At 45.7% G+C, this 24,427-nt stretch carries 17 protein-coding genes; 13 read left to right on the top strand and 4 right to left on the bottom strand.

The genetic code is table 11. The features are described 5' to 3' along the window. The 3 genes from JAO78_RS16040 to JAO78_RS16050 all read right to left on the bottom strand — a co-directional run. On the bottom strand, positions 1-2,354 hold a 2,354-nt coding region (locus JAO78_RS16040; protein ID WP_226752371.1), incomplete at its 3' end, for a glycoside hydrolase family 2 protein. A 41-nt stretch (positions 2,355-2,395) separates the two neighbouring features. Next, a complete protein-coding gene (locus JAO78_RS16045; RefSeq protein WP_226752372.1) occupies positions 2,396-3,676 on the bottom strand; it encodes an alginate lyase family protein in 1,281 nt (426 codons plus the stop codon). Positions 3,677-3,687: 11 nt separating this feature from the next. Further along, entirely contained in the window at positions 3,688-4,974 is a 1,287-nt protein-coding gene (locus JAO78_RS16050) for a glycoside hydrolase family 88/105 protein (RefSeq protein ID WP_226752373.1), read from the bottom strand. A 133-nt stretch (positions 4,975-5,107) separates the two neighbouring features. On the opposite strand from JAO78_RS16050, the gene JAO78_RS16055 reads away from it, so the two are divergent. From JAO78_RS16055 to JAO78_RS16115, 13 genes are all read left to right on the top strand, one after another. Beyond that, the gene (locus JAO78_RS16055; RefSeq protein ID WP_226752374.1) at positions 5,108-6,367 is read left to right on the top strand and encodes a DUF4861 family protein; all 1,260 of its coding nucleotides are present in this window, start codon (positions 5,108-5,110) and stop codon (positions 6,365-6,367) included. A gap of 267 nt (positions 6,368-6,634) precedes the next feature. After that, on the top strand, positions 6,635-9,652 hold the full coding sequence (locus tag JAO78_RS16060) for a TonB-dependent receptor (RefSeq protein WP_226752375.1): 3,018 nt from the start codon (positions 6,635-6,637) through the stop codon (positions 9,650-9,652). Between the two features lie 88 nt (positions 9,653-9,740). Then, positions 9,741-10,934: a mannonate dehydratase gene (uxuA, locus tag JAO78_RS16065; RefSeq protein ID WP_226752377.1), complete on the top strand. Its 1,194-nt coding sequence runs from the start codon at positions 9,741-9,743 to the stop codon at positions 10,932-10,934. Positions 10,935-10,952: 18 nt separating this feature from the next. After that, positions 10,953-11,711 (top strand): SDR family oxidoreductase, encoded by a 759-nt coding sequence (locus JAO78_RS16070; protein ID WP_226752378.1) that lies wholly within the window; start codon positions 10,953-10,955, stop codon positions 11,709-11,711. A gap of 26 nt (positions 11,712-11,737) precedes the next feature. Continuing rightward, positions 11,738-12,580, top strand: a complete 843-nt coding sequence (kduI, locus tag JAO78_RS16075) for a 5-dehydro-4-deoxy-D-glucuronate isomerase (RefSeq protein WP_226752379.1) — start codon at positions 11,738-11,740, stop codon at positions 12,578-12,580. A 99-nt stretch (positions 12,581-12,679) separates the two neighbouring features. Continuing rightward, complete coding sequence (locus JAO78_RS16080) at positions 12,680-13,687, top strand: TRAP transporter substrate-binding protein (protein WP_226752380.1); 1,008 nt, start codon at positions 12,680-12,682, stop codon at positions 13,685-13,687. After that, the gene (locus JAO78_RS16085; RefSeq protein WP_226752381.1) at positions 13,680-14,180 is read left to right on the top strand and encodes a TRAP transporter small permease; all 501 of its coding nucleotides are present in this window, start codon (positions 13,680-13,682) and stop codon (positions 14,178-14,180) included. Before JAO78_RS16080 ends, JAO78_RS16085 begins: the two co-directional genes overlap by 8 nt. Further along, entirely contained in the window at positions 14,180-15,490 is a 1,311-nt protein-coding gene (locus JAO78_RS16090; protein WP_226752382.1) for a TRAP transporter large permease, read from the top strand. The genes JAO78_RS16085 and JAO78_RS16090 overlap by 1 nt, the downstream gene beginning before the upstream one ends. Before the next feature lie 14 nt (positions 15,491-15,504). Beyond that, on the top strand, positions 15,505-16,926 hold the full coding sequence (gene uxaC, locus JAO78_RS16095) for a glucuronate isomerase (protein WP_226752383.1): 1,422 nt from the start codon (positions 15,505-15,507) through the stop codon (positions 16,924-16,926). Between the two features lie 49 nt (positions 16,927-16,975). Continuing rightward, positions 16,976-18,445, top strand: a complete 1,470-nt coding sequence (locus JAO78_RS16100; RefSeq protein WP_226752384.1) for a mannitol dehydrogenase family protein — start codon at positions 16,976-16,978, stop codon at positions 18,443-18,445. Next, the gene (gene eda / locus JAO78_RS16105; RefSeq protein WP_226752385.1) at positions 18,445-19,101 is read left to right on the top strand and encodes a bifunctional 4-hydroxy-2-oxoglutarate aldolase/2-dehydro-3-deoxy-phosphogluconate aldolase; all 657 of its coding nucleotides are present in this window, start codon (positions 18,445-18,447) and stop codon (positions 19,099-19,101) included. The genes JAO78_RS16100 and eda overlap by 1 nt, the downstream gene beginning before the upstream one ends. A gap of 9 nt (positions 19,102-19,110) precedes the next feature. After that, positions 19,111-20,067: a sugar kinase gene (locus tag JAO78_RS16110; protein WP_226752386.1), complete on the top strand. Its 957-nt coding sequence runs from the start codon at positions 19,111-19,113 to the stop codon at positions 20,065-20,067. 273 nt (positions 20,068-20,340) lie between these two features. Beyond that, a complete protein-coding gene (locus JAO78_RS16115) occupies positions 20,341-21,960 on the top strand; it encodes an NADP-dependent glyceraldehyde-3-phosphate dehydrogenase (RefSeq protein WP_226752387.1) in 1,620 nt (539 codons plus the stop codon). A 376-nt stretch (positions 21,961-22,336) separates the two neighbouring features. Here JAO78_RS16115 and JAO78_RS16120 read toward each other — a convergent pair whose 3' ends face one another. Then, a complete protein-coding gene (locus JAO78_RS16120; RefSeq protein WP_226752388.1) occupies positions 22,337-24,388 on the bottom strand; it encodes a metallophosphoesterase in 2,052 nt (683 codons plus the stop codon). Positions 24,389-24,427 lie beyond the last annotated feature (39 nt).

Here is a 24,427-nt window from a genome sequence, read left to right on the forward strand (position 1 = left end):
GTTGGAGTGCCCTGATGCGTGCTGAAAAAGCCTGAATCTGTAAGGTTGGAGAAGAAGGCTCTTTCATTAAAATTCAATACTCTTAAACCATCTTCGTCTAAAGCCTCCGCCGCTATGAGTAGGCTACCATCTTCAAGATTACTATAAGTCAGTTCAACTCGCTTTAGTTTGCCGTGAGGTGTTGGTTCGTATTCAACCTTTAAATTATCTTCTACTACTTTATTGTCAATCTTACCGATAACCTTCAATTCATTTGCACCCTTAATAAATGGGACTTCCCAAACTAATCCTGCGGCAGGGAAGATCGTTACGTCTCGTTTTTTTACACCTAAGCTTTGGCCATTTAAAAATAGCTCTGCAGTGTTGGTATTGCAGTAAACTCTTACTGGTCGGCCATTTTTTGAGCCCTGACGCTTTGTCCAAGTTTTTGACATAATGTAGCAAAAAGGAGTGTCTGACCAATAGCTGGCAAATACGTAATAGGCGTCTTTGGGTTTGCCGTCTCGTGTTAATAGTCCCTTTTGATTAACGTAAGGGATGGGGTTTTCAGGTCGAAGCGGTGTAGCAAAGTCCCTGAATGCCCACTGTGCATTGCCCGCAAAACCCGGTGTTGACTCTGAAAGTTTTAGATGCCAGTCGAAAAGGTCAACGATGTAACTTTCGTTCCAGTCTGAAGCGTTGGCAATGCTTGTTGTGCCAGCTTGATTCATCGCATCTTGAGCACTGACTTGCATTTCATTAAATCCGTTTTGGCCTATTGGGCTTTCTGTATGACGGCCTACATGGCTTGAACCACCGTATTCCATATGAATAAAGTGTGGATACTGTTTCATTGTGGCAGCTAAAGCGTCGCCATACTGACCATAAGCGCCACCATACCAACCCATCCAGATGGATGGTGAGTAGGCATCGACAATATCAGCTCCAGGAGGATATTTTCGCAAAGTCGTTAGACGAGATTTATCTAACATCTTTACTAGGGCGTTCAACTTTCGCAAATACGGGGTAACTATTTCAGGGGAGCCTCCGCCAGGAAAATCTTCCTCCCAATCCATCTCATTCCCAAGTGACCAAAATGCTATGCTTGGATGATTGTAATTTTGTTTAATCTGTTGTTTGAGATAGCGTTCAGTATTGTATTCCCACTCTTTGCCGCCTTTACCGCCTCGAACCCAAGGTAGTTCATCCCATAAAATCAAACCGAGTTCATCAGCTGCATGGTAAATCTCAGGATCTTGCGGATAATGTGCCAGTCGGACGAAGTTTGCGCCCATGGCTTTAATTTGCTGCATATCGGCACGATGTTGCTCATTGCTCATAGCGGAACCTTTCCCAGCAATCTCTTCATGCCTATGGGTGCCCCGGATCAACAGTTTTTTTCCGTTGAGAAAAAAACCTTGATGAGGTCGCATTTCAAACCATCGATAGCCAAAACGCTCATCTATTTGATCAAGCAGATTACCTTCTTTATCGTATATTGCAGCTTGTAATCGATAGAGTTTTGGGCTGTCTACTGACCAAAGTTCTGGGTTAAAGATGTTTGGCATTTTGATCTGAAATGTTTGTAATTGGCTTTCAAATTCGATTGATTGTTGGTTCAATGCGACTTCCGAATTATCTGGAGCCAGAATTTTGCTTTTAAGTATTAGCGTTCTACGCTCCAGATTTGTTGAATTAATCGTGATGGAAAACTCGGTGCCAGGCTTTCCGGTTTGAACTTGGGAAGTACTAACTTCAAGCTGCTGTAAAAATGTGTCCGGCAAAGTTTTCAACCACACGTCTCTGGTGATGCCTCCGAACAGCACAAAATCTGCTTTTTGTGAGGGAATAAGATTGGGGTTATAGCTGTTATCAACCCGAACCAAAATCTCATTAACGTTCTCTTGCAACAACCAGGGGGTCAGCTCTATGTCAAATCCGAGATAACCGCCTACATGCTCACCTGCCAAATGGCCATTTACGTATACACTGCTACGCATATTGGCACCTTCAAAATGCAGAATACGCCGTTGTTTAGTCGCTGGAGTCAGGCTTGTACGATACCAGCTGGCACTTCGCCTGTATCCAGGTAATGGATCAATTGAATCTGTTGTATTCCAACTATGAGGAAGCTCAACGGATTGCCAGTTTTTTTGTGCTAAAGCTACATTAACATCTGTTGTGTGATGTTGTAGATATTGCCAGTTCTTATTGAATAGCTGTGTTTGCCGAAGATTCATATGTGCGTCATTCGCATGGGCTTGAACTGAAGTCGTGCTCAAAAAAGCCAAAAGTAGCATTAAGAACGCATAAATAATGCGGCCGGAGATACTTTGAAGTAACAATGGAATATCAGAATTTCTTGCTATAACCATCAGAAGTTCTCCGACCTTTTTCAAATAATGCCAGCTCTGTTTTAATATGCACAGAGACTAAATTCAGAAGTACTTGCAGCGATTGGCTGGGGTAAACCAAATAACAATGCACATTGGGCGCTCGTGGTAGGGTACGCATCCAAAATATCTTGATACTCAGAGGCTGGAATATCATAGGCTCTAGCCAGATCAGGTAGCACAGGAATTAACCGAAAGAGCTCAATCTGCCGTTCCTGTTTACCATTCCAATTTTGAGAGCTCTTTGTGCGAGTCAGTATGTATTCGATAGCAGCTTTTATTGTTGGCGACTCAGCTTGGGGGTGATTCCACAAATCAAGGCCGACTTTGGGTGCTATGGCTGCCAAACCGACAAACGCCTGCAGATTAAATACACTGTAATGAAATGGACGGGTACGACTTAATTCGTGAGGTTGTTGACCGTCTTTTTCAACTTGTTGCTTAAGTAGCTTAGTCGCATGTTTAACTTGCTGGTGAGCAATGTCATGTTTCCCTACATAAAAAGCCACTATAGCGGTTTGTAATGCATAAAAAGTTGCGTGGTTGTTGTGTGTGTTTCGCTCTTCAATGCCAAGAGGGCTGTTAATCAGCCAATCCAGATAGGTTGAAAACCACTGTTGTAACTTTCTGTTATCGACGTCGCTTAATGCCGCAGACGACTGAATTAATCGGATGCCGTCAATTACTCGGTATAGATACCACATATCAATAATACCAATACCGCGGCCATCGGTTATACCAGGTATAGCCTGAGCATAGTTTAAATGAGGGTTCATATAGGTGGCTTCATCCAGAAACCAAGCTTTTATTAAAGTGGCTGTTTTTTGCGCATACTCGGGTTTGTCCGTAAAAAAATACGCGGTTGCAAGGGTAGTTACTGCATCACTAAATTGCTTAAATGCAACTTTGTCTTGCTCCGGTTCTCGTGACGCTGGGTTAATCTTTCCATCGATTTTGACCCATGGTTTACCGTCGGCTTTAGTCGGATCGGGCCACCAATAAGGACCAAAGCTAAAGTAATCGTGTTTATTCCCACTGGCTGGCAAAATGCTTTTATTTACGATGGTAAATATGGGTACAGATAATAATTCAGTTGCTGCCTTATCTAAGAAAGCTATGGCTGACAGCGTTCTGATGTCACCTTGCTTTGCCCGTAGCTTTGTCTGTTGTAGCGCTGACTCAGATAATCGGATAGGTTCGTTCAAATACGTTTTTGCAAGTAACTCAGCGTCTTGTTGAGCATGACAAATAAATGCCAAGAAAAACATCATGCAACTAAGTGCAGTTGAAAAGATTACATTCATACCGTCACCTATTAGTTTGCGTTTCGCCCTAGCTTTATAACTTCAGATGCCGCAAGCAGGAATGCACCTGTACCATAAAGTTGAGTATCAAGTTCAGTGGCGCTACCAGGCGCATAAGCAACTTGTTGTACCCAACCAATCCTACCATTATCGTTTACACTGTTAACTAATGACTGCCAACCCTTTTCTATTGCGGGTACAAAGGTTGCTTTATCTAGCAGGCCTTGATTTACTCCCCATGCCAGACCAAATACTAACAAGCCAGTGCCACTAGATTCAGGTGTTGCTGTGCTATTGTTTTCTAAGAGTGATGATGGCCAACTGCCATCAACATTTTGAAGTGCTAATAATCGGTTACTCATGTTAGTGAACAGCTCCACATACCGTGAGCGAGGTGTAAAGTCTTCAGGTAAGTATGAAAGTGTTCTTGCCAAACCAGCAAGTACCCAACCATTACCTCTTCCCCAGTAAATAAGCTGTCCTTGTGGGTCTTTACGCTCAAAGTACCGGCTATCTCGTAAATAAAGTTGTTGTTCTGAACGGTATAAATAGTCTGTTGCCAACCAGAATTCTTTATCCATAAATTCAAGGTATTTGTTGTCGCCAGTTAGTTCTGAAAGTTGAGCAAATACCGGAGGTGCCATAAAAATTGCGTCCGCCCAGCACCATCGTTGTGTGCACCAAGGGTCGTCATATGTGCGGTAAGCAAGCTCAATATTCTCATGCTCTGTTGCTTCAAAATTGAGTGTTCTCTGGCTCGGATGTGCGACTACCCAATCTAGCGTATTTTTGAGATGCCGAATCATATTGGGGTTTTTATACTGTCGATATAAGTCCATGTAGACTTGGCCAATGGCGTGATCATCAGCGTGATAAACTCGGGGGCCTAATTGCCAATCATTTACCGCTGAAATATTACGAACGGTTTGGTGATATATTTCATTTTCAGAGGCTAAAGCCCAAGCTGAGAGACCGATATGCAAAGTCGCGTATATCCAGCCTTGAGGCAACGCACTCGCTCGATCTTCAACCCGCATTTGATTTGAACGAATGTCATATTGAGCTAGCTGCCAATCAGCAACTTGATTAGCAACCTGTGTAATTGCTTCAGAAGTTAATGCAGAGCTATAAGTTAGAGAGGCTGTACCAGGTTTTTGGTATTTAATAGGTTTGTACCAGGTAGCAATAGGATGTTGATCCTTTGCGACACTATTATTCGCATCGTTATTATGCTCTGAAGTGCAGCTAGAGCACAGTGTAACGCTGGCCAAAGCCAAGCCAGTAAGAAATTGTTTCATACAAATCTCCTTTGTCTTTTTTAAAAATTTGCCACAATAGTTATGATTTCTGGCAAGGTGGCATTACCAATTTTATTAGGTTATAGTCTGCTTAAAAAAAAGTCTACGATTATTTGAAACACAGGGGGAGTTAATGAAGACCATACCATTGATCGCATGTATGACATTACTAGCTGGCATCCAAGTAGCAGCAAAGGAATTGAAAAATGTGGCGCCAACAGAGTGCAAGATGTCATTTAAAGTCACAAACACCTTAGCGCAATATCGCGCCAGCGCTCCGATTTATATACCTTTAAAACAGCTAGGTTGTCATTCAATTTATAAAGATACCTCAGACTACTTCACTAAAATATCTGGTGAACCAATCCAAAACCAGCAGATTGACAATGATCATGATGGTATTGTCGATTCCATACTTTTACTTGCTGATTTCGAAGCTAATACCTCGCAGACTATAGAGTTTACTTCTTTATTGCACGGTCGGTTACGCTTATCTCAGACTCAAAAGACACAAGCGGAAATGGCTGTGAGAATTGGCGGTAGTCGGGGTGAAGATGGTGTGTACAGCGGTGGGCATTACCAGCAGGTGAATGAAATGACCAAACCTGAAGATCATGTAATTGGTAATAAATTATTTAAATATGAAGGATTTGGATGGGAATCTGATCAGATTGCATATCGTTTTTATTTTGATGAGCGTGGGCTAATCGATATTTTTGGCAAACTGACTACAGATTTAGTTTTACAAGACGTTGGTCTGGATGGCAGTGATTATCATGCTCTTGCCGACTGGGGGATGGATATATTAAAAGTTGGATCTTCACTAGGTCTCGGGGGTATTGCTGCCTGGCAAGATAATACTTTGATTCCACCAACAGTCTTAAGTTCTCAATCTGTAAAGTTGTTCAGCGAAAACTTGCAGTCTTCGGCATTATTGGAGCAGCGGGGGTGGCAGTTAGGTAATGAGCGCTTTGATATTAAAAGGTATTTTAGTATCACGGCAGGGTCACACCTTACTCATGCTATCGTTAGTTCTGACAAATTATTACCCCACCTTGCTGTAGGCATAGTTAAACACGGTGTTGAGCGGCTTGATAATTTGGCCTCAAACAATGAATGGAATTACATAGCTACCTATGGTCAACAAAGTCTTGCAAATGATCAGTTGGGGATGGCGGTTTTTTTTCGCCAACGTGATTTAATTAATGTTACGTCTGATACGCATAATGAACTAGTAATTTTAAAACCATCTAGGTTAGTGGAATATTACTTTGGCGCGCGCTGGGCAGCGCAAAAAAAGGGAGTTGAAAACATAAGTGATTTTAAACAATACCTTGAGTCTGTATTACTCGAATTGAATAACCCTATAGAAGTGCTCAAATTGAAACCTTAGTGGTTGGTCAGTGTCATTCAAAAAAGTCGCGGCTTTTAGCCGCGCACACCTTGCAAAACCAGTTGCGCCAAATTTGTGACGTCGTTTTTTACCTCAGTTCTGGTCAAGAATCAAACATAAATCCCTTGATATTGGTAAGGCCACTTGACAGCCAGTCAAGATTGGTTCAATATCGTACAGTCATTGGGTTAGTGCTGTACTAAATCTGATGACAAAAAAACCAAAATAAAAAACAGCAATATTTTAAGACGGGAAGGACGGGGTAATATGAAAACAGTTAGCGATAAAGCAACACAACGACAATTTACCAGAACGTTATTAAGCACTTTTGTTGCTCTTCATTTATCAAATGCTTTTGCACAAGATAGCGAAAATTCCAGTGCTAGTGTTAACAAAGACAAAGCGTTAACGACGGCCGAGCAAATTGAGATAATAGAGGTTAAAGCCCAATTTAGTCGCAATTTAACAAGTGCGTTAAATGTGAAGCGTAGTGCCGCAACGATTGTCGATGGTATTTCAGCAGATGATATCGGTACCTTGCCAGCTCTTGATTTAGGTGAAGCTCTGCAGGCCGTTCCTGGGGTGCAATTGAACAGGGAAGGCGAGCGTCGCGAGTCAAGCATTAACTTACGCAGTCTTCCATCTGGTTTTGTGCTAAATACCGCTAACGGACAAACTTTTTCCAATCCTACCCGCAGTGAAAAAGCCTTTGGGGCACCAACACCATTTGGTGCCTTTGATCCGGCCATTTTTAACGGTGTTGATGTAATTAAGACGCAAACTGCTGCTATGCAAGAGGGAGGGATTGCAGGCACAGTTAATATGATTTTACCTAAAGCGCTCAGTAAGAAAGACGGTGCTTTAGCGGTTTCTGTAGCCGGTCGTAATGAAGAGTTGGCCGATACGATTGATGCTGAATTTGTTTTATCAGGTTCTAAGCATCTAATACCAAATAAACTGGCTATCTCTGGCACCTTAGCAACATCTGAGCAAACATTTCGCAGGGATACAATCAAAATTAATCGGTATGACAATATCCCAAGCAACAGCAACTTTGTAGGAGCTAATGGCGAAAACTATGCACAGTGGAAAGCGACCAGTGGTATTCCAGAAAATGCGGTTACTAAGATGCCTGGTGAGTTGCGTCAAGGCTCTGAGCTTAACAGCGGCAGAAGAACATCCTTTTCTGGCAGTTTGGAATTTAAGCCGACAGATGAGCTAAAATTTGGTGCACAGATTGTCTATACCGAGCGAGATATGGATGAGAATGGTCAACAAGAAATTGACATCCGGCCGCGTAATTCAGGAGTTAAAATTACTCCGACATCTGCACCATTTGATACAGGTAGTATAGATGTCAGCGGCAGACCAATTTACTCTGTTAGTGATATCAGTTTTAGTAATCTTAGTTATGGCTATACTTCTCGGGTATTTGATTTATATGAGCAAACTCAAGCGGCTATTCTTGATTCAGAGTGGATGGGTGATGTTTGGGATCTGGACGCTGCCGTAACAGTTTCTAAATCGAAAAACCAGTTAAACGAAATCCTTTATGCACCGAGATTCGAGCCAATGACAGGTAGTGGCAATAATGGCATTACGGGCAGGCTACATACCGGTTTAGGAAATATTAAAGACTTTTTGGTTGAGTTAAATAACTTTGATAACCTGAATCTAAATCAAAATTGGCGAGTTTTAGATACTGTAAGTTCTGCCGGTATAACCAGTCTTGTAAACAACAATAGAGTTCAGGCGCTCATTACTGGTAGTTATGAAGTTATAGAGCGTGATGCAAATGCTGTTGAGTTCAATGCCAAGCGAGCTATTGAGCTTGGGATCTTCAGAAATGTGCAGTTCGGTTATCGTTATTCTCAGGAAACTCAAGATTCTGATCGGTCCCGCAGTTCTCCAACCGGGCTTGAACTTACCGGTATTTTGACTAATGAAATTCGCATGGATCCAGCGTATGCCTCACAATCAGCATTTTTTGGTGGAGAAGCTCCGGGGATAGCAGGTGCTGGACAAGGTTGGTATGCATTAGATGTAAGAAGTTTAAATGCGATGCTTACTCAGACGATCGGCAATGTTAATCCAGATCCTGTCACCGGAGAAATCGCTGTAAGGGTGCCTTATTCGAATTTGGTCGCTCGCGGAGGGCAGCAAAGTGCAGGCCTGGTATATGATGTTACATTGGATACTTCAGCTTTGTATCTAATGAGTGATTTTGGTTTTGACGTTAAAGGTATGAATGTAGAAGGCAACATAGGTGCTCGCTACGTTAAATCCTCACAAGACGCAACTGCACCTTTTTATCCGTTTGGTGCTGTCGATATTAACAACCCACCTGCAAAGACAGTAAGTAATGACTATGACTATTTACTGCCTAGTACAAATTTGGCTATAGATGTCACTGAAGACTTCAAAGTACGTTTTGCTTACAACGAGTCAATATCACGACCAAATATTCGCGCTGCAACTCCATCTACCCGTATAGATGCTGCTCGTCCTGGAGAGGTTAATGTGACCTTGCCGGGTGCTGATGTAGACCCGTTTTCAGCTAAATCTTATGACATATCTTTAGAATGGTATAACCGTGAAGGCAGCGCAATTACGCTGGCTTTATTTAGAAAGGATGTCAGTGATTTCTTCACCTCAGTAGCAAGCTGTGATGAAGCAATTCTGGAAAGTTATGGCATCGATTTAGGAAATATCACGTCTAGCAGTGGGACCTGTGTCACTGATGGTAATGATGCATACAACAATGTTGACCCGAATTACATTCTTAATGGCGATAACGTAAATGTCTCTCAAGTTCGCAACACCAATGCCAAAATTAAGGTGCAGGGATATGAGCTCTCTATTCAACAAAATCTTAATTTCCTGTCTTATCCATGGAACGGTTTTGGCGGCATTATCAACTATTCAAACACCTCACAGGATTCTCCGTTAGAAGCCCGTATCCCTGGTATATCAGAGGATACTTTCAACGTTATTGGTTATTACGAGCAAGGGCCTTTAGGTATTCGTTTGGCATATAACTATCGCTCAGAGTATGAGCTGGAAAGCGTTGGCACCTTTAACGGTGAAGGCAACAAAAGTGTCAAAGCTGCTGGGCGGTTGGATTTATCAGCTTACTACAAAGTGACTGACAATCTGACAATTAGCCTGAAAGGCTACAACCTGACCAATACGCTCTACGAAGAGTATCAAGATACAGAGTATCAACCCCGAGCCACTCATTACGATGGCCGTACCTTTGTGCTGCAAGCGGGTTATAAGTTTTAGGTTATACGCAGGTAGTACCAAAGTGGTGCTACCTGCTAACACTTAGTTAAGTATTTTTATTTGCATCGTTTGATTACAGGAACTCAATATGCAGGAAACATGGCGTTGGTTTGGCCCTGACGATAACATTTCGTTGGAAAAGATCATGCAAGCAGGCGCAACTGGTATTGTTACATCGTTGCATCATATACCAACGGGTGAAGCATGGCCTTTAGCAGAAATTGAAGCGAGGAAGCAGCTGATTGAACAAGCTGGCTTGACCTGGAGTGTTATTGAAAGTATTCCAATGCACAATGATATAAAAACCCGCAGTGGTAATTACAAGCAATACATTGAAAATTATAAAGAGTCAGTAAAAAATGCTGGTAAAGCTGGTGTTGGCTTGGTGTGTTATAACTTTATGCCAGTTGTTGATTGGACCAGAACCAACCTTAAATATACCTTAGCCAACAGTAGCCAAGCGCTGCGTTTCGAAATGACAGATTTTGCAGCCTATGATGTTTTCATTTTACAACGTGATGGCGCTCGGCAAAGTTATTCTCAAGAAGTGATGACCCGAGCGACTGAGCGCTTTGCAAAGATGAGCGAAGAAGAGAAAACGCTTCTTGAGCAAAACATTATTGCAGGTTTACCTGGTGGTGAGGGTTCCTACACCCGAAACAGTATTCGTCAGGCTATTGCACAGTTTATATCGTTAGGTACAGAAGGAATGCGCCAAAATCTTTTTGCTTTTTTGCATGAGGTGATACCTGTTGCAGAAGAGTATGGCGTGAAGATGTGTATCCATCCTGACGACCCTCCATTTTCACTTTTTGGATTGCCGCGAGTTGTATCTACTGCTGAAGATGCCCGAAAAATCCTAAAGACGGTCCCAAGTGAAGCTAATGGTCTTACATTGTGCGCTGGCTCTTATGGTGCACGCTGTGACAACAATTTGGTCGAGATGGCAACCGAATTTGGTCCACGTATCCATTTTGTGCATCTAAGAAACGTTATTCGCGAAAGTGATGGTTCGTTCTATGAAGCCGAGCATTTAAAAGGTGATAACGACATGGTCGGGTTGGTTGATGCGTTACTACGTGAGGAACGTCGTCGGGCTAAATCTGGAGAGGCAGGTATGGCTATGAGGCCTGATCATGGACACTTAATGGCCGATGAGATCAATCAACCAGGTGTTAAGCCAGGGTATTCCTACATGGGTAGATTAAAAGGATTAGCTGAGCTTCGTGGTGTTATACACACTATTGAAGCACTGCACCGTCAGAAGACTTCAGCTAGTTAAAAGACATGGGAGGCTGTTTTGACTGAATTATTTTCTTTAAACAATAAAACGGCATTAGTCACTGGCGCCAGTCGGGGACTGGGTCAGGCTATCGCTATTGCGCTGGCGGCGGCTGGTGCGAAGGTGCTGTGCGCCAGTTCGCAACAAAATGGCTGTAAGGAAACTTTAGCGGCTATAGCTGCTGCCAACGGTAATGCACTTGAGCTTACTGCTGATTTAAGTGACGAAGTGGCAGTAGCCACTTTGGCAGATAAGGCTTTAGCACTGGGGCCGGTAGATATACTGGTGAATTGTGGCGGTACGATTTTCCGCGCACCGGCACACCAATTTCCGATGCAAGAATGGCATAAAGTGATTGCGGTTAATTTAGATGCGGCGTTTTTATTAAGCCAGCGTTTGGGCGCCCAAATGATAGATCGCAAACAGGGCAAAATTATCAATATTGCATCAATGTTGTCGTATAGCGGCGGTATTACCGTGCCTGCTTATACTGCCAGTAAACATGCGATTGCTGGCGTGACTAAAGCGTTGGCAAATGAATGGGCACAATACAATATTCAGGTTAATGCGATAGCGCCCGGCTATTTTCGCACTGATAACACAGCTGCGCTGCAGGCCGATACCGATCGTAATGCGGCTATTACTGCACGCATACCCGCGGCTCGCTGGGGGGAGCCGGAAGACTTAGCCGGGGCAGCATTATTTTTGGCATCGCAGGCAAGTAACTATGTAAATGGTCACGTGTTGGCAGTTGACGGTGGCTGGCTGGCTCGATAATGCAAACTTTTTAATTCGAGATTTTTATGACAGTAATTTTTGAAAGCCGGTATCCGACTCATCCGGATGATGTTAAACACTATGATACTGATGAACTTCGCCAGCATTTTCTGGTAGACAACCTGATGCAGGCCGACAAACTGGTACTTTGTTACACCCACTATGAGCGGGTTATTGTCGGCAGTGCTGTGCCGGTAAAGGCGGCAGTGAAATTGGATTCGCCGGATGCACTTAAAGCACAGTTTTTCCTGCAGCGACGTGAGCTTGGCTTAATTAATGTTGGTGGCAGCGGTGTGGTTGATGTTGATGGCACGAGCTACGAGTTAAAAAATACTGAAGCGCTTTATGTCGGCATGGGAGCCAAAGATGTCAGCTTCCATAGCATCGACAGCAGTAAACCGGCAAAGTTTTATTTAAATTCGGCCCCGGCGCATCACGCTTATCCAACTAAACATTTAACGATGGACAAGTGCACTGTGCTGCAAATGGGCGCGCTGGAAACCTCAAATGAGCGCGCTATTCACCAGTTGATGATTAATGATGTGGTTGAGACCTGCCAGTTGCAGATGGGGCTGACGGTTCTTAAACCGGGTAGCGTCTGGAATACCATGCCAGCGCACCAGCATGACCGGCGGATGGAAGCCTATTTTTACTTTAATTTGGCTGATGATCAGCGCGTTTGTCATTTTATGGGCCAGCCACAGCAAACCCGTCATTTGTGGGTAGCGAATGAACAGGCCGTGGTCTCGCCGGCATGGTCTATCCACAGCGGATGTGGTACCAGCAACTATGCCTTTATCTGGGGTATGGCCGGTGAAAACCTTGATTATCATGATATGGATAAGTTCCCGGCCAGTGCAATGAAGTAGTTTACTTCATAACATTTTTCAAAAATGCCTGCGATAAGCAGGCTGAAAATAAAAGCATACGCAAGACGTGCTAAACCCGTCAACAGGGTAGGACAAGGTATGAAAAGTTATATTTTGCTGGTGAGATGTATACTGGTAGTTTGTGCTTTGCTACTGGCAGGTTGCAAGCCACAACAGGAAGTTACAACTTTACGTTTGGCGCATTCGCTGGACCAGGAGCATGTGGTTCATAAAGCCATGGTGCTAATGGGCGAGCGACTCTTCGAGTATTCCAGCGGCACAATGCAACTGCAGATATACAGCGGTGGCCAGCTGGGTAACGAGCGTGAACTTATCGAATTGTTGCAAATCGGCAGTTTGGCAATGACTAAAGTATCCGCCAGCTCGGTCGAAAGCTTTGTGCCGAAAATGCGCGTATTTAGCGTGCCTTATATCTTTAACGACAATGCTCACTTATGGCGAGTATTAAACGGTGAGGTTGGTCACCAGTTATTGCGGGAGCTTAGAGGCGTTAGGCTGTATGGCCTTGGGTACTATGACGCTGGCAGTCGCAGTTTTTATACTACCAACACTGAAATTCATACCCCCTCTGATTTACGCGGTAAAAAGTTTCGCGTACTGGCCAGTCAGACTGCCGTACGTATGGTGGAAGCAATGGGCGGCGCTGCCACGCCGATAGACTGGGGTGAGTTGTACACTGCACTGCAGCAAGGTGTGGTGGATGGCGCCGAAAACAACCCGCCAAGCTTTTATTTATCCCGTCACTATGAACTCAGCAAGTACTACACACTCGATGAACATACCTCAGTGCCGGACGTGCTGATACTCAGCCACCTGGTATGGCAGGGGTTAACTGTTCAGCAACAACAATGGTTGAGCCAGGCCGCAGAGGATTCGATCCGCTATCAACGGGAAGCCTGGCAGTTGTCGTCAGACGAGGCGCTGGCCGCGGTAGAAGCCGCCGGTGTCAGAGTGATTTATCCGGACAAACAGCCGTTTCGTGACGCGGTAGCGCCTTTTCATCAGAGCTTAGAGCAAACCGATATTGGCCCTTTGCTAGAGCGTATTGCACAAGCGGCAGATACAGCTGAGGTAAACCATGACTAAGCTGCTACAAACGGTAGACTCGCTGCTGAAATGGTTTCTCGCTAGTTTGATGGCCGGCATTGTGCTGGTGGTGTGCTGGCAGGTGGTATCGCGTTATGTATTAAATGCGCCCAGCTCTGTTACTGAAGAATTATCGCGTGCGCTGCTTATCTGGATTGGTATGGCCGGCGCGGCTTTTGCTTACCGCACCGGAGTGCATCTTGGGTTGGATATTATTACCCGTAAACTGCCTGAAAAGATGCAGCGCAAAGTCTCGATGCTGTTAACTGCCGCTGTGGTGTTGTTTGCCATTGCGGTAATGGTTGTCGGCGGTGGCAATTTGGTGACTATGACCTATGAGTTAGGCCAGATGTCGGCGGCGTTAAATATCAAGATGGCGTATATCTACATGATATTGCCGTTATCCGGGGTGCTGATCGCATTTTATGGCCTGTGTCAGCTGTATTTTCTGGCCAGTGGTAAAGCGGTGCCTGCAGTCGAGGGGATGCACTGATGGAAATGGCAATTGTGGTGTTACTGGCGGTATTTTTTATCCTGTTGCTGTTTAACGTTCCTATTTCATTTTGTATTGGCTTAGCCACGCTGGCAACGATGCTAATCAGCATCGACTTTATTCCGGCGGTCACGACGATGGCTCAGCGCATGGCAAGCGGCATTAACAGTTTCGCGTTACTGGCGATCCCGTTCTTTGTGTTATCCGGTCTTATCATGGGGCGAGGTGGCATAGCTAAGCGACTGATTGAATGTGCGATGGCTCTGGTGGGGATGTTACCGGGTGGTCTAGCGCTGGTGAACGTGGTGTCATGTATGTTCTTTGGTGCTATCTCCGGCTCTGCAGTTGCAGCGACATCAGCTATTGGTAGCTTTATGCTGCCTGAGATGAAAAAGCAAGGTTACGATGTTAACTACAGCGCAGCTGTCACAGCCGCCGCCGCAACAACCGGCATGTTGATCCCGCCGAGCAATATTTTGATTGTGTATGCCATCGCCAGTGGCGGTGTCTCTATTGCAGCATTGTTTATCGCTGGCTACTTACCGGGTTTTCTGCTTGGCCTTTCGCTGATGATTGTCTGTGCTGGTTATGCCAAATTAAAAGGCTATCCGGTTGGCGCCCGCTTACCACTGAAGCTGGTGGTACAAAAAGTGGCCGCTGCGATACCCAGTTTATTTATGATCATTCTGGTAATAGGCGGCATTGTTAGCGGTGTTTTTACCGCAACAGAAGCGGGTGCTATCGCGGTAGTTTACTCACTGGCGCTAGCGGTAGGTATTTATCGCGAAGTAAAAGTCTCAGAACTTGCGGCCATTCTGATGAAGTCAGCTGAAACTACCTCCATAGTGCTGGCGCTGATTGCCACTTCATCGGCGATGTCGTGGATATTATCTTATGAGCAAATTCCACAAACCATCAGTGCGGCGATGTTAACGCTGAGCGACAACCCGCTGCTTATTTTACTGATGATTAATCTCATCTTATTGCTGGTAGGCGCCTTTATGGATATGACACCGGCAGTGCTTATTTTTACGCCGATCTTTTTGCCGGTAGCGGTTGAGTTGGGCATGAGTCCGCTGCATTTTGGCATCATGATGGTGCTTAATTTATCTATCGGTTTGGTGTCACCGCCGGTTGGCAGCGTGCTGTTTGTTAGCTGCGCCATCGCCAAAACCCGGCTGGAAGCGATTTTACGGCCACTGTTGCCGCTGTATCTGGCAATGTTTGCTGTGCTGATGCTGGTAACTTATGTGCCGGCTATCAGTGAATGGCTACCGACACAATTTGGTTTGTTGTCCGCAGATAAATAGTTAGGGATAGTTAGATGAATGTACAACGATTGACCCTTCACCCAGACAGGTTGTTTCCGTCAGATCCGGTGGTACGCGACATAGCCCGCCGTTTATATCAGCAAATCAAAGATTTGCCGATCGTCAGCCCGCATGGTCATACTGACCCGAGCTGGTTTGCTGACAATGCCAACTGGGATAACGCCACCAGCCTGTTGCTCCTGCCCGATCATTACGTTTTTCGCATGTTGTACAGCCAAGGTATTACGTTGGAAGAGCTTGGAATTCACCGTGAAGACGGTGTTGCAGTAGAAAGCGACTATCGCAAAATCTTCCAGATTTTCGCTAAGCATTATCACTTGTTTCGCGGAACACCGTCGCGGCTCTGGTTAGACAGTGTTTTTCACGATGTGTTTGGTTTTACTAAAATGCTTTGTGAAGACACTGCCAATCATTATTACGACAGTATCAATGCGCAACTGGCAAAGCCGGAGTTTAAACCGCGCGCGCTGCTGGAGCGTTTTAATATTGAGCTGATTGCCACAACCGAAGGCGCGCTGAACGATCTGAAGCATCATGCTGCTTTAAAAGGCAGTGGCTTTGAGACGCGGGTTATTACTACGTTCCGCCCGGATGACGTGATTGATGCCGATCGTGAAGACTTTGTCCGCAATATTGCCAAATTAGCCGAGCTGACGGGTGAAGACACGCAAAACTGGCAGGGCTACTTGGCGGCTTTGCGAAAACGACGTGCGGTGTTCCGTGAGCACGGTGCGACAGCAACCGATCATGGCCACCCGACCGCATTCACTGCTGATTTAACGATGAACGATGCAGCTGCACTTTATCAGCGCTGTATAAGTGGCAAAGCGTCAGCCACGGAAAAAGAGTTGTTCCGCGGCCAGATGCTTACCGAAATGGCTGGTATGAGCCTAGAAGATGGCATGACAATGCAAATTCACCCGGGCGCACACCGCAATCACAACAAAGTGATTTTTGACCGGTTCGGCCCGGATAAGGGGGCGGATATTCCAAGTGCGACTGAGTACGTTCAGGCGCTAAAGCCGCTACTACATAAATACGGCAACGAAGCCAAGTTAAACATCATTCTGTTCACGTTGGATGAAACTACCTATGCCCGCGAATTGGCGCCTTTGGCTGGCCATTATCCCGCATTAAAACTCGGCCCGGCCTGGTGGTTCCATGACAGCCCGGAAGGTATGCTGCGCTTCCGTCATCAGGTAACTGAGACTGCAGGTTTTTATAACACAGTGGGCTTTAACGACGACACCCGGGCATTTTTATCTATACCAGCCAGGCATGATGTGGCACGCCGTATTGATTGTCGCTTCCTGGCTGGGTTAGTGGCCGAGCATCGTTTAACGGAAGAAGAAGCTGGCGAGCTAGCTTATGAACTAACGAGCGGATTGGTTAAGAAAGCGTATCAATTAAAGTAAGCTTTTTAGGCGTTATTAGGAAACAGTATAATGTGGATACGGGCATATTATGATACCTCTAAGTATTAAGATTCTGAAAAATCTTAACGGTAGATTGCTAATCCCGGCTTACCGGCTGGCAGAGCAAAAGCCACAGATCGGAATAGTACATTTAGGGCCTGGCGCTTTCTTTCGCGGCCATCAGGCTTGGTATACCGAACAAGCGCTGAAATTTGGCGGTGACTGGGCTATAAGCGCCGTATCAATGCGATCACCGGATGTCAGTCAGGCTCTGATGCCACAAGATGGGCTCTATATATTAGCTTTGCTAGATGTAATTCAGAGCTATCAGGTAATAGGCGCTATATCAGAAGTTCTTATTGCAACTGAGCAGTATCCGCAGGTTTTTGCGCGCTTGACGGCTGCCAGCACCAAATATGTCACCATGACGATTACCGAAAAAGGTTATTGCTTGAACGCCAGTGGTACGCTGGATTTAGAAAACGCTCTGGTTAAGCAAGACCTGAGCTGCACCTCGCAGCCGGTAACGGCAATTGGTTTGCTTTATACCGCACTTGAAGCAAGGTTTCAGGCCAATATCGCGCCGTTTTGCGTTATCAGCTGCGATAACCTTACTGATAACGGCCATAAGCTGCGCATGGCACTGATTGCTTTTGCTGAACAAAAAGATCCGACTATCGCCAACTGGTTAAGCCAGCAGCTTATCAGCCCCCTTACAATGGTCGACAGTATTACACCGGCTACTGATGACGCTATTAAGGCTCAGGTCGGTGCTGAGCTGGGGGTTGGCGATAACTGGCCAATCAAGCGCGAAGCTTTTGTGCAGTGGGTGATTGAAGATGTCTTACCGGCAGACCGGCCAGCTTGGCAGCAGGCCGGCGTAATTTATGCGAAGGACGTTACGGCGTTTGAAAAAGCCAAACTGCGCCTGTTGAATGCACCGCATTCGGCGTTGGCCTATGTAGGCAGCCTGCTTGGCTATGAAACTGTGTTTGATGCGATGCAAGACAACCGACTAACTTGCTTTGTACAGCAGATGATCAACGAGGAGATCATACCGTCTTTCACGCCTCCGACAGAGCTTGATATTAACCAGTACAGTGCCGATATTCTGGCGCGCTTTCGCAATCCGGCAATCCGCCATTTGCTGGCGCAAATTGCCTGGGACGGTTCACAAAAACTGCCAATGCGTATTCTGCCAGCGATCGGCGACAATCTAGCCGCAGGTAAACCGATCGATAAGCTGGCGTTTGCTATTGCTGCATGGTGCCGCTTTATTGTTAAGCGCTTCAGCGATAAAGAAAAATTGGTCGATCCTCTGTCCGAGCCGTTACTGGCTGTAGCCGCAAAGTGTAATGGCAAGGCAGAGCATGATGTAGCCTTATTTTTAGCAGTTAGTGCAGTATTCCCTGCAGAATTAGCTGCACACACAAGTTTTAATGCGGCTGTTCAGGCCGCTTATCATCAATTAGTTAATGATCCTGCCGGCGCCTTGCTGGCTTTTATAGGAGAAGCCTGATGTTGTCTTTACCCCCGTTATTGTCTTCTGTGGTGAAAGGTCCGGAATTACTACCCATTATTCAGGCTGACACGCCTCATGAGGCGGTTGCGATAGCCAAAGCGTTAGCGGAGGGCGGTATTGGCTCTGTAGAAGTAGTGCTACGCACCCGGCAGGCATTAGCGGCTATCAGTGCTATCCGTACAGAGTTACCTGAGTTGTTAGTAGGTGCTGGCACAGTATTATCGGCAGAGGATGCTAACGCTAGCAAAGACGCCGGCGCGCAGTTTCTGGTCAGCCCTGCAAGTACACCAAAGCTTCTAGAAGCAATGATAGATACCGGCCTGCCATTGACTCCTGGCGTGGCGACACCGTCTGAGATCGCGCTGGCGTGCGAGTATGGCCTGCGTGAAGTGAAGTTTTTCCCGGCGCATTTATCCGGCGGCATCGAAATGTTAAAAGCTCTCAGTGGCGTGTTTCAGCAGGTACGGTTTTGCCCTACCGGCGGCATTGGTCAGCATAATCTGGCGGATTTTTTAGCACTGCCTAATGTATTTGTCGTTGGCGGTTCATGGCTTACACCGGCTACGCTGGTGAAAAACAAGCAATGGCAGCAAATCAGTGAGCTATCTGCTGCAGCAACAGCCATTGCCCGACAGTTAAAAAGTGCTGCTTAAGGAGTAAGCATGAGCAAACGTATAGTTATAATGGGCGAGTGCATGGTCGAGCTGTATCAACTGGTCGACAATGTTTACCACCAGAATTTTGCCGGTGACGTATTTAATACTGCCGTGTACTTAAAGCGTACCTGTGAACAGCCGGTGGATGTACAGTTTTTTACCGCTGTTGGCACAGACCTTATCAGCGACAAGCTTTTACGTGCGGTGGAGCGGGAGAAAATTGATACCAGCTTGATGCTGCGCACTAAAACGGCCCGTCCTGGCCTTTACATGATTAATACCGATGCTTTTGGTGAGCGCAGTTTTGTCTACTGGCGCGACAGTTCAGCTGCCAAACAGGTGATGCAATGTTTTAACGCACAGTTGAGTTATGACGCGATTAAAGGCTGCGATATGTTTTATTTTTCCGGCATTACGTTGGCGATTTTATCGGACGCCGACCGCGCGCAGTTATTAGAACTGGTTAAGCAGTTAAAAGCTGACGGCAGCAAGATTATTTTCGATCCGAATTACCGTCCGGCGCTTTGGCCAACTGCCGACGCTGCCAAGGCGGCGTTTAATCATGCTTATAGTCTGACAGATTTAGCCCTGCCTGGTCTGGACGATCACAAGGTACTGTTTGGCGCGCAAACTACCAATGATGTGGTGTCGCAGCTTATCGAATTGGGCGTAAACGAAATTATCGTTAAAGATGGCAAAAATGGCATTAACGGCAGCTATCAACATGAAGTTTTTACTGGATTAGCTCACCGGGTAAAAAAAGTGGTAGACACTACGGCAGCAGGTGATTCGTTTAACGGTGGCTATCTGGCCGCGCGGTTATGCGGTATCACACCGCAGCATGCGGTGAAGTTTGCCGCCCGCTTGGCCGGTTTTGTCGTGGAGCACACCGGTGCTATTGTTAGTAAAGAGCACTTTAATAGTTTCTGGGCAAAGAACCGGCCTTCAGTGTTTACCAAGTGAATGTTTGCTAGGTATAGGTGGTTTGTGATGTCGCAACAAAACACGAAGACACGCCGTAAACCCATCAGTGGGGGCTCATCTCCTACATCTGTGCGGGAGACGGTTTGCTAAGTTTTTTCCGACATCACAAACAAAGTACATCGGGTGTTGCAACTGGAAACAGTTAACAGCACTACAATACAAAAAAACATAAGATCCGGTCTAAGCCGGACAAACGTCACATCTGACCCTGACTAACAACCAAGGCAATTATTGTTAGACAAGGAGCAAGGCATGAGTTTAATAAAGGTTTTCCCTCGGGCAGCAGACATCCCCGTCGAGTTTGCCCACAGCATAGAGATCACTCAACGAGAATATCTGCTAAATGGTGATTTGGTACAATGGCAAGGTGAGCTAAGCCCGGTTGTCAGTCCGGTATATTTGCGCAGTGAACACAATGATGAGTTACAGCAAGTAGTGCTGGGGCATACACCCTTGCTCAATGCTGATACTGCATTAAAGGCTTTGGACAGCGCAGTAAAAGCCTATGATTTAGGCCGTGGTGCCTGGCCTACAATGCCGGTGTTAGAACGTATTCAGCACGTAGAAACCTTCCTCGGTTTCATGCAGCAGCAGCGTGTTGAAGTGATCCGCTTGCTGATGTGGGAGATTGGCAAAACCTACCCAGACGCGTTGAAAGAGTTTGACCGTACTTGTGACTATATCCGCGACACCATAGCGGCACTTAAACAGCAGGACAGAGACGCCAGCCATTTTGTTATTGAACAAGGCAGCTTGGGTAAAATTCGCCGTGTGCCTGTAGGCGTTGCATTGTGTATGGGGCCGTTTAACTATCCGCTAAATGAAACCTTTACAACCCTTATTCCAGCGTTGATTATGGGTAACACTGTGATTTTTAAACCGGCAAAATACGGTGTGCTGCTTATCCAGCCGTTACTGCAGGCATTTAAGCAAAGTTTTCCGCCAGGTGTAATCAACATCATCTATGGCCGTGGCCGTGAAACAGTGGGCGTATTGATGGAAAGTGGCAAGATAGACCTGTTTGCATTTATCGGCACTAACAAAGGCGCCAGCGATTTAAAACGTATGCACCCCAAGCCACATCGGTTGCGGGCGGTACTGGGGTTGGATGCGAAAAACCCGGCAATCATTCTGCCGGATGCTCACATTTCGCGAACAGTAAAAGAATGTCTCGCCGGCAGTTTGTCGTTTAATGGTCAGCGCTGTACTGCATTAAAAATATTGTTTGTGCACCAAAGCCTCGCCGCTGAGTTGGTCGAAAAGCTTGGTGCAGCGATTGCTGAACTAAAAGCAGGTATGCCATGGCAAAGTGGTGTGGCGATAACACCCCTTCCAGAGCCAGGTAAGACCGCTTTCTTAACTGAGCTTCTACAGGATGCACTTAGTAAAGGTGCTAAGTTGCAAAACGCTGGCGGTGGCGAAACGGGCGCGTCGCTGTTTATACCAGCACTGCTTTACCCGGTAAACAGCAGTATGAGGCTATACAGTGAAGAGCAATTTGGCCCTTTGGTTCCGGTAGTGCCGTACGATGACATTAACGATGTGATTGATTATGTGGTGAATTCCAATTTTGGTCAGCAGCTAAGTATATTCGGCCAGAACGCACAACAAGTTGGTGAGCTGATCGATATTTTTGCCAATCAGGTTGGCCGCATTAATATCAATACCCAATGTCAGCGCGGGCCAGACAGTTTTCCATTTAATGGCCGTAAAGACTCGGCAGAGGGCACCTTATCTGTGATTGATGCATTACGGCAATTCTCTACGCCTACATTGGTAGCGGCCAAGTATCAGGACAGTGATGTCGAATTTGTGCGCAAGATGGTTAGCTCGCGCAGTTCGCGCTTTCTGACTACGGACTTTTTGTTCTGATGTGTTGTAAGAGTTTTGGCAGATACGGCTAGTAGAAAAACTACTAGCTCCCACTTTACATATTTCCTAACAACAATTTAGGTGATTCTTCTAATAGGGTATTATTTCACAAACTAACCTAACGGCTGGTTTGTCTGACCACTTTAATAGAATTGCATCCATGAAATTGCATTTGGGAGCGGTAAAAAAGTGGTCATTTTTAGCTGAGATATCAGAAAAAGTGTTGCAACACGTTGGAGGTGGCTTGTCGTAAAGTGGGATTTTTTGGGGTATTTTTATTTTTCATTAAGCTTTTGATGTTTTGATTAAAAATGAGCTTAACATCGAAAGCTAACGTTTTGCTTATACTTTTCTTAGTAACACCTGGACTGTAAGTTTATTCCCTAACAACTGTGGCTAGATCAGTTAGCTTACCGGTCGCCTTATCTATCAAAAAGTGCTGGTTAGGATCACCGTGCTGAAAAGCATGCATAATGCTAAACAGAGCCCCAAATTGTTTGCGAACCGACATTGATAGTGATTGATTAGGCTGCGAAAGCATCTTATTGGCTTCTTGCTTGGGTTGGTGTGGCTGTAATTGCCGAGTGAGCCACTTATACTGTAATAAACGCTCAGCACTGATATCGGCCAATGCAAGTTGTCCGGCATTTCGCAAGCGGTAAAAATCGGTGACTAAATCCTTACCTTGCCAACTAGCTAAGGCTTGAGGTGTAAACCCGGCTTCTGTAATCAAGTTGCTAGCTTGTTGCTCAGCATGTTGCCAGTTTGCAGTTGCGCGTAGCGCTGCAAAGTTGGTTAAGGCTGTTAGCGGTATATCTTCAGTAAGCTGTGCCAGGGTGAATAACGCCATTCCATCCACTTGCAACAGCACCTGACGCAACTGCTCTGGCCAATCTGCAGGTAAAAAACGTTGTCGGGTAAGTTCGCTAAGATGACCGTTGGTAAAATCCCTGTAGTTAGTGCTTTGTAAAATAGCTGGATCCCAGGTATTTTCTGCCCCAGCGGCCGTTAATGCCAAATGTTCTTGCTGATAATGCGCAAATAGCTCATTAAATCGCGGGACTTTGGTTAACACTATCGTTTCCGCTTCAATGTGTTGTGGATATAAGGTTAGTAGCTTATAAGCCGGCACGTAGGCGGCAATAGAAGGGGCCTGAATATTAACTAAATAGCGGCCATCGTCTAAGTAGACGGTGCCGGTATTGTTTAAATGCATATGACCGCCAATATGAATATTAACTCCTGTTGCAGCCAGTTTTCTGGCCGTTTCATTAGCAGGGCTGCGGTTAAGTTGCATTCGGGTTGAACCAAAAAGCTCAGCCATAGCATTAGCTTGGCCCTGATAATAGTCTGTCATCGGGTAATGGCTAAAGGTGATCAGAGTTTTCCCCTCTTTTGCTGCGCGTTCAGCGATCTGTTGCATCCATTTAATAACATGCCTTTTATGGCTCAGCATGGCGTTGTAGCCCGCATTACCTGAGCCTAAAAAAGCCTGATGGCCTGATGTGCCCTCTGCTTGCTGCGGATCAATTTGATAAACATTCGCATCGACAGCCAGCAGCCATAAACCCGGCACAGGCTCTACTAAATAGCTGCTGTCTGGCACTTGTTGACAATGGCTGTAGTGTGACTCTTTGTATGTGCCACCAGTACCTTGTAGGCAAATTTCATATTGACGCTTGGTAAAATTAGCCTGAGTAAGCGCCTCACTAAATTGATAATTTGTTGTGTCGTAGTGGCTATAAGGCGTTTCCCAGTACAGGTAATCTGACGTAGGATAAAAGCCAAAGTCAGACAATTGCTGTAGCAGTCCCTCATAGCCAAGTTCCTTAACTTGCTCCGTACAGGTTATGTCAGTTTGAGCTGGGGCGTTTAGTGGGCAAGCCGGGCTTCCAGGGCTGAATACTGCGTGCGGTTGACCATTGGCATTAAGGTAATCAGGCTTGCCTGCTGGGCGGCTAAAAGGTTTCACCGGATCATGGTTACCGTTGGTTAAAAAAAATTGCATGCCGTATTCTTGTTGGTATTGACGTAATATTTTGCTTAAACCTTGCACATGTGCAGGCTGACCGTCGTCGCTAAAATCGCCTGGTAGCACGACTAGCTTAACATTACGCTCTGCCAAATCATCAAGCGCAGCCAATAAGGCAAAGTAGTTTTCGTTAAACAAACGGGTTGATCTTAGCTGAGTTGCCATTGTGCGAATGGTGGCTTGATGGCCGCTTGCTGAATTAACCGGGCCGGGAAAATCGGCCTCGCTAAAGTCGGCATAAATATCATGAAAATGCACATCGGGTAAAAAGGCAATTTGTACTGGATGCTGCGCCGGCGTGGCCGAGACGGTGTGTTTATGTTGATGCTTTGGTTGGCAGGCGCTAATAAAGAGTACTAGTAGTATCGCGCTTAGGTACGATCTAATGCTGAGCATGGAAACTCCTAAAAAAATCGGCCACAGTATTACCGTGGC

Origin of the sequence: Alishewanella maricola (genome assembly GCF_016343785.1) — a bacterium.
GTDB classification, from domain to species: Bacteria; Pseudomonadota; Gammaproteobacteria; order Enterobacterales; family Alteromonadaceae; genus Alishewanella; species Alishewanella maricola.